Below are 16,881 nucleotides of genomic sequence, written 5' to 3' on the forward strand. Positions count from 1 at the left end.
CGGCCAGATCAATAAGTGATCGCTTTTGTCCGTGAACTGCTGTGAAACAGGGGTAATAACTTGGCACGAAACTTGATAACGAAGCAGGTATGACCAAGAAACGTTCATTGTTGGGGCATTACCCGCTGGTGGTTACCGATCTCGACGGTACTTTACTGGATCGCGAAAGCTATAGTTTTGCAGCGGCCTTGCCGGCGCTGGAGGAACTGCAAAGGCGCGGCATCCCACTGATTCTTAATTCCAGCAAAACCGCCACGGAGATGCTCGAGCTGCAGCGGGCTCTGGGGATCCAGACGCCTTTTATTGCCGAGAACGGCGCGGGTTTATATCGGGTCACCGCGACTGGTGACAGTCAGCTTTGGCACAGCTTTGCCGCACAACGTGAGGTGGTGTTGGGCCACTTGTGTGAGCTGCGCGATGAACATCAGTACCGCTTTAGGGGCTTTGCTGACATGAGTCCTGTCGAGATCAGTGCTTGCACGGGCTTAACGCCGGCCCAGGCAGTTGCTGCGGCAGCGCGGGCGTTCTCAGAGCCACTGCAGTGGCAGGACACTGCCGAGCGATTGCACCTGTTTATGCAACAGATAACAGACGCTGGCTTATACGCGGTGCAAGGTGGGCGTTTTCTCACCGTGACCGGGCCCTGCAACAAAGGCGCGGCGCTGAAGGCCTTGCTGCAAGAACTGGGTGTGCTTGATAGCGCCTATGTTGTAGCGCTTGGTGACAGTCCCAACGACATCGAGCTATTGCAGAGCGCTGATGTTGCCGTAGTGATTCGCTCGGTTCATAGCGAACCGTTGCAGGTGGAAGGGCCGGCGCGGGTAATCCGCAGTCAGGCTGAAGGGCCTTCGGGTTGGCAAGAAGTAATGCAAACACTGCTGGCTGAGCCGGCATTGCAAACAGAGAGGCTTTGAGAATGGCAGATTTCCATCAGAACGGTTTGGTTACAACCTTACACAATCTTTCCCACCGACCGATTGAGGACCTGGAGCGAGAGCTGGTGAGTTTCAGTCAGCAGCGGGCAATGTCGCTGGTGCTACCTTCGCTCTATTCCGAACTGTCTGGGCCGGCGCTGGGCAATATAGTGCAGGAGCTCACCAAGGTGCCGTACCTGGAAGAGATTGTCATCGGGCTGGACCGGGCCGATGAAGCCGAGTATCGCCACGCACTGGAGTACTTCGGCAAACTACCCCAGCATCATCGAATTCTCTGGAACGACGGTCCCAGGCTGCGTGCTATTGATCAGCAGTTGCAGGATTTGGAACTGGCTCCCATGGAAATGGGTAAGGGTAGAAACGTCTGGTATTGCCTGGGTTATGTGCTGGGTTCTGGTCGCAGTAAGTCAGTGGCTTTGCACGACTGTGACATCGTCACTTATCAGAGAGAGTTATTGGCACGGCTGATTTATCCGGTGGCGCATCCCACCTTTAGCTACGCTTTTTGCAAGGGTTACTATGCGCGCGTTGCCACCAATACCATGGGCGGCCGGGTCAGCCGTCTTTGTGTGACACCATTGTTGCGGACTTTGACCAAGGTCTGCGGTTATTCAGAATTCATCGACTATCTGGACAGCTTTCGCTACCCGCTGGCCGGTGAGTTTTCGATGCGCGTGGATGTCATCGATGACCTGCTAATTTCCAGTGACTGGGGACTTGAAATTGGTGTGCTGGCAGAAATGAAACGTAACTACGCTACTAATCGCCTGTGTCAGGTGGACATTGCCGATGTCTATGATCACAAGCATCAGCAATTGTCTGCCGACGATGCCAGCGCCGGTTTATCGAAGATGAGCACGGACATCGCCAAGGCGCTGTTTCGTAAACTCGCGACCAAAGGCGAAGTTTTCTCGACAGAGAAATTCCGCACGATCAAGGCGACCTACTACCGCGTGGCGCTGGATTTTATTGAAAGCTACCACAATGATGCGGTGATCAATGGTCTCGAATACGACCGCCATCTGGAAGAGCAGGCGGTCGAGCTGTTTGCGCAGAACCTGATGGCCGCGGGCGAACAGTTTCTCGAGAACCCGATGGAAAAGCCCTTTATGCCCAGCTGGAATCGGGTGCGCTCGGCAGTGCCCGATATCCTTGAGCAACTGCATGCGGCGGTTGAAGCTGATCACCGGGAGTTTGGTGGCAATGTCGGCTGATACTGGCGATTTACAGCGCCGGGTTAGTGAGCACCTGGCACGAATTTATCCATCCCATGATAGTACGGCGTTGACCCAGCGGGCACTGGCGGCCATGGCGCTGGAGCCCGACGCGCCGGCACCGCAGCCGCATCGCAATCTCTGGGATCAGCGCGATGCGGTGCTAATCACTTATGGAGATTCTATTGTCAGCGAGGGCGAGCGTCCGCTGCGCACCTTGCATCGAGTGCTGGATAAGCACATCGGAGCTGCGGTGAACTCAGTGCATATACTGCCGTTTTTCCCCTACAGCTCCGACGATGGCTTTTCGGTAATCGACTATCTTTCGGTCAATCAGTCACTGGGCGAATGGGAGGATATTACGGCGCTGTCTGAGGACTATCGCTTAATGTCAGACCTGGTGCTGAATCATGCTTCCAGTCGCGGTCACTGGTTTGAAAACTTCAAGCAACGTGAGCACCCGGGAAAAGACTACTTTGCAGAAGCCAATCCGGTTGATGACCTTAGCCAGGTGGTGCGACCGCGCAGTTCGCCGCTGCTGACCCCGGTGCAAACTGCTGAGGGTGTGCGCCATGTTTGGTGTACCTTTAGCCCAGATCAGGTTGATCTCAACTTCGCCAACCCAGAGCTGTTGCTAGAGTTCGTACACATTATTTCCCAGTACCTGGAACGCGGTGTACGACTGTTTCGAATGGACGCGGTGGCTTTCTTGTGGAAGGTGCCGGGAACCCCTTGTGTGCATCTGCCCGAGACCCACGAAATTATTAAGCTCTTGCGAACCCTGATTGAGCACCATACCCCGGATGCGGTCATCATTACCGAAACCAACGTCCCCAACCGCGAGAACCTGACCTACTTTGGCAACGCCAATGAAGCGCATGCGATATACAATTTTTCTTTACCGCCACTGCTGCTGTACACCCTGGTCAGCGGTGACTGTCGTCATCTGAAGACCTGGCTGATGAGTATGCCACCCGCACAGGCGGGTACCGCATACCTGAATTTTCTAGCGTCTCACGACGGTATTGGCTTGCGTCCCCTGGAAGGTCTGTTGAGTCCCCAGGAGCAGGAGCAACTGTTGTCTTGTATGCAACGTTTCGGCGGTAAGGTGTCCATGCGTCAGGCTGCGCTTGACCATCTGAAGCCCTACGAAATCAATATATCTTTGTTCGATGCCATGCAGGGCACCATTGATGGCGGGTCTGATCAGTGGCAGGAACAGCGCTTTATCTGCGCTCACACTATTATGTTGGCGCTGGAGGGGATTCCGGCGCTGTATATACATAGCCTGCTGGCCACCGGTAACGACTATAAGCGACTGGAACATACCGGCCAGAATCGTTCGATCAATCGCCATATCTGGGATGCAGAAATGCTTGAGGCTGAACTGGCCGATGACAACAGTCGCCACCCACGTGTGTTGCGCTCTCTATTGGAGTTGCTGACCCTGCGCCAGCGGCAGACCGCTTTTCACCCCAATGCGACCCAGTTCACCCTGCACCTGGGCACTAGTGTGTTTGCCTTCTGGCGGCAGAGTATCGATCGCCGCCAGAGTATCTTCTGCCTCGCCAATATCACCTCCAAACCACAACGTATGAGCCTGGCGGATATCAATTTGATAGGTACTGACCGCTGGTGGGACCTACTGAGTGGCGATGAGTTCGGTGAGTTAGACGCCGGACTGGAACTAGCACCCTATCAAGTGGCATGGCTGAGTAATCTTGAGGGGGGAGTGGATCAATGAGCGATATTAAAGCACTGGTAGACGGCTTCAGCGGTTTTAGAAACCAATATATGAAGGACAGTAGCGGGCGCTATAAAGGCCTGGCTGACTATGGCCCGCATTCGCGGATACTGGTGATTGCGTGCTGTGACTCACGTGCAGATCCAGCCATTATCACCAACTCCTCGACCGGGGATATGATGGTGATTCGCAATATCGCCAATCTGGTGCCGCCACATTTAGCGGTCAGTGAGTTTCAGGAGACCGACGCGGCGCTGGAATTTGCTTCCTTGTACCTGGAGCTGGAACATATCATTGTGTTGGGGCATTCGCGCTGCGGCGGGGTGCGCAGTCTGTTAACCCGATTAATCGATGACATGGTTCCTGATAGCGCGCTGGACAGTTGGATGAGTGTGGCTGAGCCGGCGGCAAAATCGGTATTGGCAGACATGCCCGACGCCTCTCTGGATGATCAGGCCTGCGCCTGCTCGCGGCGCGCACTGGTGGCGTCGTTGGACAATCTGCGACATTATCCGGGAGTGGCCAAACGTCTCGATGCTGGCCAACTGCAGCTCCATGGTTGGTACTTCAACCTCGCCAGCGGTGAGCTGCAAGCCTGGGACGAGGAAGGGCAGGAGTACGTGGAGTTGGTCTGACGCTAAACCGCAGAGCCTTGTACAGACGCTGGCGGGCTGGCGTACTATATCGCCTATTGCAAGCGCGCCGCTGTGGCGCTGTCTAACCCTTCACAGGAATTCATATGAGCGCCATCCTCTTTGAAAAGCGCGGCCAACAGGCCTGGATTACCCTCAATCGCCCCCAGCACAAAAACATTATGAACGGCGAGATGTTTGTGCAACTGGCTGATGCCTGGCAGGAGGTGCGTGATGACTCTGCGATTAGGGTGGCGGTTGTGACTGCAGCCGGCGATCGTGACTTTTGCTGCGGCGGTGATCTCGGTGAACTGATTCCGCTGTGGACTGGCGCGCGCCAGCCGCAAAATGAGTTAGAGCAGCGCTTGCTGGATGACCCCATGATCCCAGACAAAATTATGCTCAAAGGCGAGCCTCTGTATAAGCCGATAATTGCTGCCATTAATGGCCGCGCGCTGGGTGGAGGCACCGAGTTGTTGCAGGCCACTGATATTCGTATAGCGGCTGACCATGCGCAGTTCGGTCTGCCCGAACCTCGCGCTGGAGTAGTGCCCGGGGCTGGCTCTATGGTGCGGCTGGCGCGACAATTACCCTACGCGCATGCCATGAAGATCTTGTTAGGTGGTGAACCGGTGTCTGCCGCTGAGGCGCTGGCCATGGGTCTGGTGTCTGAAGTAGTGCCGTTGGAGCAACTGCAGGCGCGAGCTGAGCACTATGCCGAGAATGTCTGTCGCCAGGCTCCGCTGGCATTGCAGGCCATCAAACGCACTGCAATCGAAACCCACACTCAGTCCTGGGCTGATGCCTATAGTTTTGAAATGGAGCAGGCGGGAGCGGTGATGATGAGTAAAGACGCCCGCGAAGGGCCGCGCGCGTTCAAGGAAAAACGCGCGCCGGAGTTTCGCGGCGAGTAGTGGGGCTTGGCTGTCAGGCTGTGGTTACGCGTCGGGGTCGTAAATGACCACTGTGCGCGCCAGTTTGTCGTGCCAGCCCTGTTTGCGTTTGTCGAAACCTACCCAGATAAGGCCCAGCAATAGCGGTATCGTCGACACATAGTAGCCAAGGTAGCGGCCGATCAAATGACCGGTATCAGGTTTGCCGCCGGTACGAGCATCGACAATTTTTAGCTTCAATAGCATTTTCCCAGGGGTAGCCGAGCGGTAAACCCAGAACGCAACTGCCGCGACTGCCGGGGCCAGATAGTTTAGCAGCAAGTCCCAGAGCCGGGGCTCGGTTGAGATAGTGGTCCAATAACTACTGCCATAGATGAACGTTAACAAAGGTGCCAGCAACAATATGAAAAGCACCGTGTCTATCAAGCTGGCCGCAACTCGAATCCAGAATCCCGCGTAGCGGGGCTCCTGTGCAGTTTCTGTCACATCTAGTCTCCGGGCAATTCGATAAAAGTCTGACCGGCGCTGTTTGAATTTGCCGCAGCCTTTATAAGCGCGTAAAAATCACGTATCTGCGCACCGTCCTGATACAGCTCAGTCATGTGGCCCAGCTGTGCACTGGTATCAACAAAGGCAAAAGCGAGACCGCCTGCCTCTGCTTGCAGCGCGGTGGTGAAGCCTTGTTGCCGGTAAGCCTTTAACTCAGCGGGCAGGTCGGTAGCAAAGCGTGCCATATGATGCAGGCCCCAATGCTCTGGTGCGTATAAATCTCTAAACGGCGATGGGCCGGGATTATGCTGTTGTACTAACTCCACCATCAGGTCGCCGTATTGACCGTAAGCAGAACTGTGGTCAAGCACCGCCGGCTCGCCGCGATACAGGCAATTTTGCAGCGGTATATGCTCCATCACCAGAAATGGGCCGGCGCCCCAGGTCTTTGCCCAGTATTCTGCTGCGGCATGTACGTCTTCGACGAAATAGGCCGCCTGAACGAAACCACCTGCTTCTATTTTCATCTCAGTTGCTATGACTGCCGTCACACATGGGTTGCCCGGCCGTGGCCTTACAGCCGCAGAAAAACACCTTTTTACTCTCCGTGGCTTCGTACTTTAGTGGCACAAAGTCGCTGCCTTGATGCGAGCCATCACAGAAAGGTTGGCTGGCGCTTTTACCACAGGAACACCAGAAATAGGCTTTGCCTGCTTCTACTTCCACCGCAAAAGGGCTATCGGCTGCTCTAACAGGGTCGCTCATATTCGATTTCCTTATTTTAGAATGTTTGCTGACTGCCGTTGAGTATAGGCCATTGCTTGATTGCCGGCTCAACCCTAGTCTAATAACTTGATGGGCATGCTGGCGCCGTCGGCACCCACACTGAAAACAGCGTCTTTGTATTTTGGCGGTCCGTATTTGGGTACCGCGCCATTACTTAGCCCTAGCGGTTCTTTGGGGATGCCAATAAAATTGGTGTCCATTTTGCCGTTATCATTATTATCGTGATGCACTGAGACGGCGTACTCGCCTGGCTCTACCTCGAAGCTGGTCGTGATAATGCCTTCAACCATGGACTCGCTGATACGCAGCTGTTTGGTGGCAAATACCCTGTCGCTCAGCCAGTCGTCCGGGTTATTGTAAAGCGTAATATTGAGCGCTCCGACGTCGGATTTGATGTCGCTAACAGTGACGGTTAGTTCGGTTGCCCCGCTGCTATTACTCAATAAAAGCGCGCCAAACGCAGCTGTTGCCAATAGACACTTCACTGAACTATCCCCCGAAAATTTCATTACCTGTCTCCCAGCGCAAGACGATCTGCCTGTCGATTTTTGTTGTTGTTGATAAGGCCCTGCGGTGATTCTATCTGTTCTGCTTTGTTGTACAAGTTCTGGCTGAACCAGTGGTTTTTAGGTGGCAAAAAAAACGCCCCTGATGCGGGGCGTTTAAAGTGCTTTTGTATAGGACCTGATGTCCAGATAAGAGCCAGCTAGTCCGCGATAATATCCACCCAGGTGCGGCGTCCGGGGAAGTAGTTGGGGCCTACGGTGATACCGAGGTTCTCGGCACTACCACCAACGATATTGGGCACGCCATCTGTGCTGTCGAGTCCGCCGCCGGTATCTATGCCGTCACCGTAGCGCAACAGGGCTTCAATGGCAGCCAAGGCCTGCAGATCCTGATAGAACTGGTTAGAGCAAAGGCCAGTCAGGTCGCATCGGCTGATTTCTTGATCTACATCGGTGATGCCCAGGTCGTCCAGCAACTCCTGGAACTCCTCCTCATCAATGGTCAGTTCGTCGCGCGCGGCAAGCACATCGGCTACCCAGTCGGTATCGCCATAGCAGGCACCACCGGGATAGTGCCAGAATATTGTCGACTCCCACAGGACGTCGGGGGTGCCCTGGCCGGATGGAATGCCACGCAGCCCACCGAAGATCTCTATGGGCTCTATGCTGCCGGATTCATCGAGGTCCTCCTGCATCGCCACCTGAGTGCCGTCGGTCAGCAGGATTGTCTCGGTATAATCATCCGGAGTCTGGATGATTAAATTGTCCAGTGGATTGCTGCCGCCAGTCAAGGTACTGAGACTGACTGCCTGTGTGACTAGTGATCCGTTACGGTAGCGGCCCTGAGTTACGGCATCCGAACCGTTAACACAGCCCGTATTGGTAGGGTGCAACCCTCCCGCTACGATGGCCATATCGTTAAAGGAGTGGCGCACGGTGCTGCCGTCGCTTGAAGTAGACAGGCCTCCGGCAGTAAAGATCAGCGAATTGCCATTACCGTCGGTGATGTCGCTGCTGCCGTCCCAGTCGTAAAGCGCCTTGTGAATCATGACCTGGTATTCCACCACGTTGTACTGCTCTGTACCCAGTGTCATTACACTGCCTGGTGACAACTCGCCGTTGGCGATAATGATCACAAAGCGGGTGTCCTGTGGAATGAAGGCCGCATCGTCCAGCTCGGCATGACCATTGGCACCCCCAGTGTTAATAGCTAGATAGTCCACGTAAACCTGTTCGGTTTTCTTGTCGTATTCGTGGGTATGTTTGTAGGTTTTACCGCCCACGCCGCCCGTATCTGCTGGCTTGCCTTTTTTGGCCTTGCCCGCCTTGGCATTGTAGTAATCTGTATCAACGTCAACGTGGCCGCCAACAAAGCCGGCGGTACAGTCTTCGGTACAGGGCTGATTGCCGCCCGCTACTGGCGGCACAATGTAGTTGAACAACTGGGTGTCAACCCCCTGACCTATTCTGGCGATTGTCGCCTCGGACATTACACCTGAGGCTTGCTGCCACATGACGGGGATATCATCCGTATCGTCCAGCACCACATCACCATTGCCGTCGATCAGGTCGTCCACAGTCAAGGTAGTCGTCTTGTTGAGATCGAAGATGGGCTTACCGGGGTCACCCCCATCCAGATAGGCGGCTTCGAGCAACCAGTTTTCACGTGTGCCGGGGTTAGTGATAGTGACTTTGAGGCGACCTGCGCGCAGCTGCGGCGGCTGCAATACGCGATAGCCGGCGGGTAGCTCTACTTTCCAACCGTGTTGATTGCTCCAATTTATGGGGCCAGGTTCGGGGGTGAAAGTGCTGACTACTTCCGTGATGGTGCCGGAAGTATACTCGAGGCTTTCGCTGCGCAGCGGTTGCGCCAGCAGCGACTGACTATTCGCCGCTACCGGGGTGCTGCCTGTATCCCAGATGCCGAACAATGCCTGCGTAGCGGTGGTATCCAAGTCAGCATCGGAGAATAATTGGCCAGTGCCGAACATAACAATAAGGCCGGTGCTGGGATGCAGTGTCACATCTGGCGCCAGAGTAATTGGTTGGGTGACGTCTCCGGTATGCAGCGGGGTTCCGTTGTAGGCTACGATCCACAGCGCCGGGTTGGTCTTGCTAAGATCGAACTTCCACATATTGCCATTCAGATCACCCGCGAAGACCACATCTACAGTGCCGTTGCGATCAAGGTCGATAGCTGCCGGGGAGGACAGGCCGTTCTGCGGATTACCGTTACCACGAATACCTGTATTGATGCGTATCACGGCACCATCGGAGAGGCGCACCAGGATCAATTTGGCTCTGGCGTTCACACTGTTATAACCGTTGCCGAATATTGCATAGTACTTGCCATCGTTCAGTTTGCTGATGGTGGCTTTGCCAAAGGAATAGCCGATATCGTCGCCATAGGTGGCATTGTTGGCGTCTAGCTCCCACATCACTTTATCATCACGTGCGCGAACCGAAATGGCGTCCTCTTCCTGCAGATTTGGGTTGGTGATGTCCAGTGCGTACCAGCCCTTGCCCCCTGAGCCCAAGCCGCCAACCAGAACGCTGCGCCAGGCTTCACTGCTACCGCCGGTTTTATCAATGTAGACGTCAGCAACGCTGAGCTGACCGTCGACAAAGTAATGGTGCTCATAAGGCCGTCCAGCGAGTCGATCCAGTTCGCCGATCAGGATTGAGGGGATATAGGCGTAGACTTCTTTGCCAGATGTTGCGGTGCCCGATGTGGCATCAAAAACGTGTAGCATGCCGTCATTGGCCCCGACGTAAACCCGCGGTGGGCGGCTTGCCTTGCTGATGGCCCAAGCGGCGTAGCCGTCAGCGGTAAGTGCGGCGTTGGGTTTCGCGACATAGACCGGTTGTGAATGAATGATGTCACCGAGGAGCGAGTAGCGGGTGCGATAGGCTTCACCTAGCGGGTGTTCATTACGACGATCGCCGCGTACGTAATTTAAGATGGTGCTGGTGACAGCGGTTTCGCCGTCTATTTCCCTATTTCGCGCCTCATCATCGAGGGCGGCTTTTTGGTCGTTGGACAGGTTAGCCCAGCGGAAACCTACCTGCGCGCTGCCGTCATAGGTGATAATCTTGCGAGAGACATCCCAGTAGTTGCTTGACGTGTTCTCAAAACGCCAGTGCGCAGACCAGTTGGTCTGTGGGTTGGCATTGGTTGGAGATAGCCCGGATACATCGACCGTGGTGGTAAGCGCTCCCAAGTTGCTCACTGAGTATTCGATCAGGTCGCCCTGCCAGGCGCCGTTTTCAAACCAGGTGCGGTAGGCCTTGACGTTACCCTTGGACAAGTCCGTATCGGTCAGTGTTAGTGGCGCAACCGAGCCCAGCGGTTGGCGTATTGGATCAAAGCTTGGTGCCGCTGAAACTGTGCCTGCGCCGGCCAGAGCCAGTGCCATTAGCAGTGCGTTGGCACGGTTCAGGCCGCTGCGGGCGGGAGCTGCAGCGGTCAAAAATGGGCGAATGATGCTGTTATCTAGGTCAGTGTTCTCGGCCATGGTTACACTCTCTTGGCGCCTTCACAGCGCGCTAACTTGCTGTATTAAGTCGCGAATGATTCCATTGTGGAATAGCACCCTGTGGCTCGGCATCTAACTACTGAACAGGGTCTTCGCGCACTTGTACTGATGCTGCAATAATCCCACATTTGAAAACCCCGATGTTGAACACGTGTCACAGAATTGGGATAAAAGTGGTGTGTCAAAAATACTGCAAAATCGATATCGCGGACTTATAAAACGCTGGTTTTGTCTGGGCATCCGCCCGCATACATAATGATTGCGGGGACTTTAAGCTCAGGGAGGTATTTTACTACAGGGCCTGAGTTTGCAGGTTACCGTTCATCGGTCTGACCGACGGTTAGTCGGGTTTGCTCTGCTCAATAGAGTTTTTGAGCCAGATTTCGCGCGCTTCGGCGGCACTGACACGCTGCTCCAGCGCCACCTGTTCATCGTCGCTGGCATTTTTGAGCTCGGCTTTCAGTTCCTTCAGCTCTGACTTTGTCGTATCCAGATCGACCTGTAACTGCTCCTGGTTAGTGGCTTCCTCGGCTTTATCGAAGATCCGCTCTTCGGGCACTTCTGTCAGTGTCTGCGGGGTGGAATGCAGCACCGGTTGCGCGGGTATCACTCGTTGTGTGGGGTCCAGAGCGCGCTGATTCATAAAAGAGGGAGACACAATCTCCACGCCGTGCCCGTGCAACATCTCCAGCGCCTTTTTGCGCAAATTGGAGCGCGCGGTGATCAGGTTGCGGGTCTCGGCCAGAAATCCGGCTACGCGGTAGCTGACGGCATGGTCGAGCAGTTCCTGCACCAGCACAAACGGATCTTCCAACCCGGCGGCCTCGGCAGCTTCGGTCAACAACGTTTCTACTTGGGGATAGGGGATATCATAGCCCAGTGACAAATCAGCAGCTATTACCGTGCCGTCGCGGTGTAACACGGTGAGTGGGTTATTGACTAACAGGATGTTGGGCAATGTGGTGATATCGCGCAACTCCGTCTGTATTTTGGTTTGCAGCAAATTGCGCTTAGTGACCCGGCCAAATTCTCCGTTCACCCTAACGTAATCGCCGGTGCGGATAGTGCCGCTGCTTTGCAGCATCAACCCCGCCATGGCGTTGGCGACAAAGGTGGTGGCTGACAGCGCAATCACCGCGGTCAGTATCACCCCCAATAGACTGAGAATCTGTCCTTGGGTTTCGTCGGTGATCGGGAGTAGTACGATCACACCTACCAGGGCGAACGCGGCTAGCACCAGACTGATGAACTGTGCGGTGGTGGATGAGCCGCTGGCCTTGCCCTCACGGCCCCGGCGCAGCACCAGATTGAGCACCGTAATTACCAGGAAAGTAGTAATGGCTATGCCCAGGGCAGGGAACAGGTCTTCAATCAGTTGCAGTACATTTTGCATAACGGAGGCACGTTGAGTTTAGGTTAGTGTAATACCTGCGTCGTCGCTTAGCTATGAGCCTGCCTGCCGGTGCGAGTCGGAATCTGCCTGGCTACTGAGTAATTTCCTAGGCAATTGAATAACTTAGAGTTCCCCTCAATGTGAATATTGCCCATATTTTTCACTGCAAGCCCTGCACGGGTGGGCTACGGTTCACACAAGGTAGTTGTCATAAGCTATATGACAAGGTAGTAGCCGATCTAGCGCAATAAGATAGCGCTTCAATAACAGTCCCGCTAAGGGCTATGCGGTCAGAGTAATCGCAGTGTCAGCTAGCAACGGCTTAATGCTCGACATGTTAAAAAATGAGTTTGTAAGACTCACAACAATGAGAAGAACACCCAATTTTCTGGAGGTAGAGGATGCTTAAGCTACAACACAAACCCATATGTTTGGCGGTCGCAGCGGTTGTCGCAGCGATGGGCCAGCCCGTGCTGGCGCAAGGCGGCGACGAAAAGGTTATTGAAGAAGTTATAACCATTGGTACTCGGAGCTCCAAGCCTCGTTCGGCGACAGATTCGCCGGTTCCGGTTGATGTATTCAGTTCCAGTGATCTTAGTGCCGGCGGTAACTCGGTTGATTTGACCGATAACCTCAAGTCCTTGATCCCTTCTTATACCGCCATACCCGCTACCGGAGACGGCTCGGCGTTTATTCGAGCCACTTCGCTGCGTGGTATGTCTTCAGACCAAACCTTGATTTTGGTTAACGGCAAGCGCCGGCATCGTGCCGCGCTGGTGCAGGATTTGTCCTCGGCCGCAGGTCGGGGTGCCCACGCACCGGATATCGGCATGATTCCCAGCATGGGCGTCAAAAGTGTTGAAGTTCTCAGAGATGGCGCCGCTGCCCAGTATGGTTCTGATGCGATCGCTGGTGTCATCAATTTCCAGATGAAAGATGACTCTGAAGGCGGCGAAGTCATGGTTCAGTACGGCGAATTTTTCGATGACGAGCAGAGCATGAAAATTGGCGCCAACGGTGGTGTTGCGCTAGGCGACAATGGTTTTCTTAACCTGACGCTTGAGCATACCGATAACGATGCGTTGTCGCGCGGTTTTCAGCGTGCCAATGCCCAGTCTGCTATTGACCTCGGTGCTGAAGGCATCGGTGCAGACTCTCCCTTTGGTGATGCACCTCTGGCGCAAAGCTGGGGTCGTCCAGAGACACAGGCTACGCGCTTCTTCTTGAATGCAGGCTTTGATATCAGCGATAGCACTCGACTCTACGCGTTTGGTAACTATGCCGAAGCCGAGGGCCGTTACCGCTTCTTCTTCCGCGAGCCCAACAACCCTGTTGATGGGCTGGATGGTACGTTGCAAAGCCTGGTCGATGACCATGGCTACTCGGGTGATCTGCTGGAGACAGGCTATACACCTTTCCTCGACGGCGAGCAGGAAGACATGAGCCTGGTGTTGGGTATCAAGGGCGAGGCTGGCGCGATCTTTTATGACCTGAGTGCTGCGTATGGTATGAATACGCTGGACTATTTCTTGAATAACACGACCAACCACACGCTAGGCCTTGGCGCCGATGGAGAACCGTTGCAACGGAACTTCCAGGTCGGTGGGTTTGAGCAGGAAGAAACCAACGTCAACGCCGATTTCTCCATGCCCGTCAGCGATACCGTGAACGTTGCGTTTGGCGCGGAATGGCGTGAGGAAACTTTCACCATTAATTCCGGCGAAGAGAACAGTTACATTGGTGCGGGCGCCAGTGGCCTTAGCGGCTTTGAGCCGCAGGACTCGGGCGATTTCTCCCGTGATAACTGGGGTATCTACGCTGATGTGGAATGGGATGTCTCTGACGCCTTCATGATACAGGGTGCTTTGCGCTACGAAGACTTCTCTGACTTTGGTGATACTACCAACGGAAAACTGGCGGCCCGTTGGACACTCTCAGATGCGTTTACACTGCGTGCTGCAGCGTCTACCGGTTTCCATGCGCCAACACCAGGGCAGGCTAATTTGCGTACCACCACCACCACTTTTGACGGCATCACCGGTCAGCAGGTAGAAGAAGGCTTGCTCCCGCCAACGAGTCCTGTTGCCGTGCTTAATGGCGGTCAGCCCTTAACCGAGGAAAAGGCGGTCAACTATAGCTTTGGTTTTACCAGCAATATTGGCGAAAACACCAGCTTAACCGTAGACGCTTACTTGATTGAGGTTGAAGACCGTATTTATCGCACCGGTGATATTCCTGTAGCTGGCGTTCCAGGCGCGGCAATCAGCTTTTACACTAATGCGCTTGATGTTGAATCCAAAGGTATTGATGTGGTCTTAACATCTGGCTGGGACTGGGGCGATTCTGCCAGTACCGACTTGAGCTTTGCCTTTAACTACAATGAGTTTGAGGTAACCGATCAGCAGGCAGTGCAGCGCCCGGGTGGACTGGATCCCATTTTGCCGGTGAATGCGCGCGCGATTGGCAATATCGAGAACAACTATCCTGATCAGCGCTGGGTGCTGACGGCTAATACCTTCTTTGGCGATAACTGGAACTTCCTGATTCGGGCCAACTTCTACGGCGATCACTATGATGAAGCTGGAACAGTCGGCGGTGCGCTGGTTGATGCTGATGATCCGAGTGCGGGTATTGTGCCTGGTTCGGAAAGTCAGAAGATTGGCGAGACCATCTTCATTGATCTGGAGTTGGGCTGGGATGTTACTGACAATGTGCGTCTGACCGCAGGTGGCATGAATATCTTTGATGAATATCCTGATGAAACCAACGCGCCGTTCCGTAATAACCAGAGCGCGGGCTTACCCTACCCGCGTCGTAGTGCAGCGAACTACGAAGGTGGTTCATGGTACCTGCGTGCGGCTTATCGCTGGTAAGGTCAGTTCCGCCTAGGCGGACACGCGTAATAGTAAAAGACCAGCCGGTTTACCGTGCTGGTCTTTTTTTTGATCTGTTGGTGAGTAGAGCTAAGTAGAGCTGAGTAGAGCGCAGTAGAGTGGTTTTGGGTCTGGTACGCAGTAGTGGGGAGTCGTTGGGTTAAGAAGGAAAGACAGGGGTAACTGCAGAAGCCGCCCCGTGCTCTGGTGGCAGGGGGCGGCCTGTTTTAGCGTGTACCCAGAACCACCATCGTATGTCCGGCCACCTGCACCATGCCTTCTTGTTCCAGCACTTTCAGAATGCGGCCTGCCACTTCTCTGGAACAACCGACGATACGGCCTAGCTCTTGGCGTGACACCTTGATTTGCATGCCGTCCGGATGCGTCATCGCGTCGGGCTCTTTACAGAGATCGTAAAGCGCGTTGGTTATGCGCCCCTTGGCATCAACGAAAGCGAGGTCATGCAGTTTCTTGGTGGCGTTGGTCAGCCGGTCGGCCATTTGCGCGCCAATGGCGTAGAGAATTTCTGGAAACTGCTCTTTCACTTCATAAAAGCGCTCGTACGAAATCTCTGCGACCTCACAGTTAGTCTTGGCCTGAATGCTGGCCTCGCGAACTTTGTCGACGCGTTTATAGAGTCCTACCTCCCCAAAGAAGTCTCCTGGATTCACGTAGGTCACGACCATGTCCTGACCCTCTTCGCTTTTGATCACTACTGAGAGAGATCCCTCCAGTACGAAGAAAAACGACTCGCTGGGCTCTCCGGCGCTAACCAGAGTGGTGCGAGATTTGAAAGTGCGGCGCTGGCAATGATCGAGAAAACTCTCGATATTGGGCAGCAAGTTGCGTACACGGGCGTTGATCACAATAAGAAGCCTTTTGTTATATCCCCGTCGGGTAGTGTAAAACGTGAAGCCCCCCAAAAACAGCTCTATTTGGGGTTAGCGGCTACTTCAACGGCTGGTTAGACGTTATTTTTTGTTGCTGGGGCTCAGAAAGGCAATATTAGGCGGCAAGCGTTGAACTCAGTAGACGTTCGGCCCCCATCCGGTTAGCCATAGAAACTAACTTTGCAGGAGCGATTCGGCTTTATATCGAGTACCTCACCGCGCTGGGACTGCGGTGCATCTAGCCGCTGATAATGGTTTACTGGTTATAGTGTGCGGCACTTGTCCGCGTGTAAGTTAATACTTGAGTCTGATGACCCATCCGGCGCCAAGGTCAGGAGGCAGTACCATGGATCTCAAACGCAGCAGTCTCGGTTTAGGCCAGCGCCCGGCTTTGATTCTGGTAGATATGATTAACGGCTTCACCGATTCCGGTTGCCCACTGGGCACTGACTGCCCCGAGGTGGTCGCGGCCAACGTCAGCCTGTTAAGCGCTTTTCGCCAGCTGCAGTTACCCGTGTTTTTTACCACGGTAGTATTTCACGATGAGACTACCGCGAGTGTTTTCCGAGCGCGAGTTGAGGCTCTGAATGTCTTGCAGCCAGGGTCGCACTGGGTTGCGGTCGATACACGGTTGGCTCCTGCAGTAAATGAAGCTGTAGTAGAGAAACAATGGGCCAGCGCCTTCTTCGGCACGGACCTTGACCAACAGTTGCGCGCGGCCGGCGCCGATTCTCTAGTGGTAACGGGTCTCACTACCAGCGGTTGCGTGCGTGCGACCGTGGTTGATGGGCTGCAATTCAATTATCCGGTGGTGGTAGCGGCCGAGGCCGTGGGCGATCGCAACCCGGACGCCCATGCGGCCAATCTATTTGATATGAATGCCAAATATGCGGATGTCTTGCCTTTGGCGGAGGTGCTAGCGAGCCTGCGTCTTGCGCACGAGTCGGCCTGATAGCCTCGCCATGACTGGGGTTTGACCTTTTCGAATCT

Annotated in this window: 14 protein-coding genes; 7 read left to right on the forward strand and 7 right to left on the reverse strand. The window is 54.5% G+C overall.

Annotation, left to right across the window (positions count from 1 at the left end; all coding sequences use genetic code 11):
* Nucleotides 1-89: 89 nt before the first annotated feature.
* The 5 genes from EYC98_RS04835 (at nucleotide 90) to EYC98_RS04855 (ending at nucleotide 5,439) form a co-directional block, all read left to right on the forward strand.
* The gene (locus EYC98_RS04835) at nucleotides 90-914 is read left to right on the forward strand and encodes an HAD-IIB family hydrolase (protein ID WP_279244174.1); all 825 of its coding nucleotides are present in this window, start codon (nucleotides 90-92) and stop codon (nucleotides 912-914) included.
* Between the two features lie 2 nt (nucleotides 915-916).
* Nucleotides 917-2,149 (forward strand): glycosyltransferase family protein, encoded by a 1,233-nt coding sequence (locus EYC98_RS04840; protein ID WP_279244175.1) that lies wholly within the window; start codon nucleotides 917-919, stop codon nucleotides 2,147-2,149.
* Nucleotides 2,139-3,893 (forward strand): sugar phosphorylase, encoded by a 1,755-nt coding sequence (locus EYC98_RS04845; protein ID WP_279244176.1) that lies wholly within the window; start codon nucleotides 2,139-2,141, stop codon nucleotides 3,891-3,893. Before EYC98_RS04840 ends, EYC98_RS04845 begins: the two co-directional genes overlap by 11 nt.
* Entirely contained in the window at nucleotides 3,890-4,528 is a 639-nt protein-coding gene (locus EYC98_RS04850) for a carbonic anhydrase (protein WP_279244177.1), read from the forward strand. The genes EYC98_RS04845 and EYC98_RS04850 overlap by 4 nt, the downstream gene beginning before the upstream one ends.
* Nucleotides 4,529-4,632: 104 nt before the next feature.
* Entirely contained in the window at nucleotides 4,633-5,439 is an 807-nt protein-coding gene (locus EYC98_RS04855; protein WP_279244178.1) for an enoyl-CoA hydratase-related protein, read from the forward strand.
* 24 nt (nucleotides 5,440-5,463) lie between these two features.
* Here EYC98_RS04855 and EYC98_RS04860 read toward each other — a convergent pair whose 3' ends face one another.
* The 6 genes from EYC98_RS04860 to EYC98_RS04885 form a co-directional block, all read right to left on the reverse strand.
* Nucleotides 5,464-5,904, reverse strand: a complete 441-nt coding sequence (locus EYC98_RS04860) for an RDD family protein (protein ID WP_279244179.1) — start codon at nucleotides 5,902-5,904, stop codon at nucleotides 5,464-5,466.
* A gap of 2 nt (nucleotides 5,905-5,906) precedes the next feature.
* Entirely contained in the window at nucleotides 5,907-6,434 is a 528-nt protein-coding gene (locus EYC98_RS04865) for a VOC family protein (RefSeq protein WP_279244180.1), read from the reverse strand.
* Nucleotide 6,435: 1 nt separating this feature from the next.
* Nucleotides 6,436-6,672, reverse strand: a complete 237-nt coding sequence (locus EYC98_RS04870) for a CDGSH iron-sulfur domain-containing protein (protein ID WP_279244181.1) — start codon at nucleotides 6,670-6,672, stop codon at nucleotides 6,436-6,438.
* 74 nt (nucleotides 6,673-6,746) lie between these two features.
* Complete coding sequence (locus EYC98_RS04875) at nucleotides 6,747-7,202, reverse strand: DUF2141 domain-containing protein (protein WP_279244182.1); 456 nt, start codon at nucleotides 7,200-7,202, stop codon at nucleotides 6,747-6,749.
* A 197-nt stretch (nucleotides 7,203-7,399) separates the two neighbouring features.
* A complete protein-coding gene (locus EYC98_RS04880; protein ID WP_279244183.1) occupies nucleotides 7,400-10,714 on the reverse strand; it encodes a pilus assembly protein in 3,315 nt (1,104 codons plus the stop codon).
* 361 nt (nucleotides 10,715-11,075) lie between these two features.
* Nucleotides 11,076-12,128, reverse strand: coding sequence for a mechanosensitive ion channel family protein (locus tag EYC98_RS04885; protein ID WP_279244184.1), 1,053 nt, complete (start codon nucleotides 12,126-12,128; stop codon nucleotides 11,076-11,078).
* Nucleotides 12,129-12,529: 401 nt separating this feature from the next.
* On the opposite strand from EYC98_RS04885, the gene EYC98_RS04890 reads away from it, so the two are divergent.
* Nucleotides 12,530-15,001: a TonB-dependent receptor plug domain-containing protein gene (locus EYC98_RS04890; RefSeq protein WP_279244185.1), complete on the forward strand. Its 2,472-nt coding sequence runs from the start codon at nucleotides 12,530-12,532 to the stop codon at nucleotides 14,999-15,001.
* Between the two features lie 227 nt (nucleotides 15,002-15,228).
* On the opposite strand, the gene crp is transcribed toward EYC98_RS04890, so the two are convergent.
* On the reverse strand, nucleotides 15,229-15,867 hold the full coding sequence (crp, locus tag EYC98_RS04895) for a cAMP-activated global transcriptional regulator CRP (protein ID WP_279244186.1): 639 nt from the start codon (nucleotides 15,865-15,867) through the stop codon (nucleotides 15,229-15,231).
* A 370-nt stretch (nucleotides 15,868-16,237) separates the two neighbouring features.
* Here crp and EYC98_RS04900 point away from each other — a divergent pair, with 370 nt between their 5' ends.
* Nucleotides 16,238-16,843, forward strand: a complete 606-nt coding sequence (locus EYC98_RS04900) for an isochorismatase family protein (RefSeq protein WP_279244187.1) — start codon at nucleotides 16,238-16,240, stop codon at nucleotides 16,841-16,843.
* Nucleotides 16,844-16,881 lie beyond the last annotated feature (38 nt).

Origin of the sequence: Candidatus Litorirhabdus singularis (assembly GCF_026262625.1) — a bacterium.
Classification (GTDB): Bacteria; Pseudomonadota; Gammaproteobacteria; order Pseudomonadales; family Halieaceae; genus Litorirhabdus; species Litorirhabdus singularis.

Bases quoted from the DNA above. Each gene is read 5' to 3' on its own strand.
- EYC98_RS04870 (WP_279244181.1), bottom strand. From the start codon at position 6,672: ATGAGCGACCCTGTTAGAGCAGCCGATAGCCCTTTTGCGGTGGAAGTA.
- EYC98_RS04835 (WP_279244174.1), top strand. From the start codon at position 90: ATGACCAAGAAACGTTCATTGTTGGGGCATTACCCGCTGGTGGTTACC.
- EYC98_RS04840 (WP_279244175.1), top strand. From the start codon at position 917: ATGGCAGATTTCCATCAGAACGGTTTGGTTACAACCTTACACAATCTT.
- EYC98_RS04855 (WP_279244178.1), top strand. From the start codon at position 4,633: ATGAGCGCCATCCTCTTTGAAAAGCGCGGCCAACAGGCCTGGATTACC.
- EYC98_RS04865 (WP_279244180.1), bottom strand. From the start codon at position 6,434: ATGAAAATAGAAGCAGGTGGTTTCGTTCAGGCGGCCTATTTCGTCGAA.
- EYC98_RS04850 (WP_279244177.1), top strand. From the start codon at position 3,890: ATGAGCGATATTAAAGCACTGGTAGACGGCTTCAGCGGTTTTAGAAAC.
- EYC98_RS04885 (WP_279244184.1), bottom strand. From the start codon at position 12,128: ATGCAAAATGTACTGCAACTGATTGAAGACCTGTTCCCTGCCCTGGGC.
- EYC98_RS04890 (WP_279244185.1), top strand. From the start codon at position 12,530: ATGCTTAAGCTACAACACAAACCCATATGTTTGGCGGTCGCAGCGGTT.
- EYC98_RS04845 (WP_279244176.1), top strand. From the start codon at position 2,139: ATGTCGGCTGATACTGGCGATTTACAGCGCCGGGTTAGTGAGCACCTG.
- EYC98_RS04875 (WP_279244182.1), bottom strand. From the start codon at position 7,202: ATGAAATTTTCGGGGGATAGTTCAGTGAAGTGTCTATTGGCAACAGCT.
- EYC98_RS04880 (WP_279244183.1), bottom strand. From the start codon at position 10,714: ATGGCCGAGAACACTGACCTAGATAACAGCATCATTCGCCCATTTTTG.
- EYC98_RS04900 (WP_279244187.1), top strand. From the start codon at position 16,238: ATGGATCTCAAACGCAGCAGTCTCGGTTTAGGCCAGCGCCCGGCTTTG.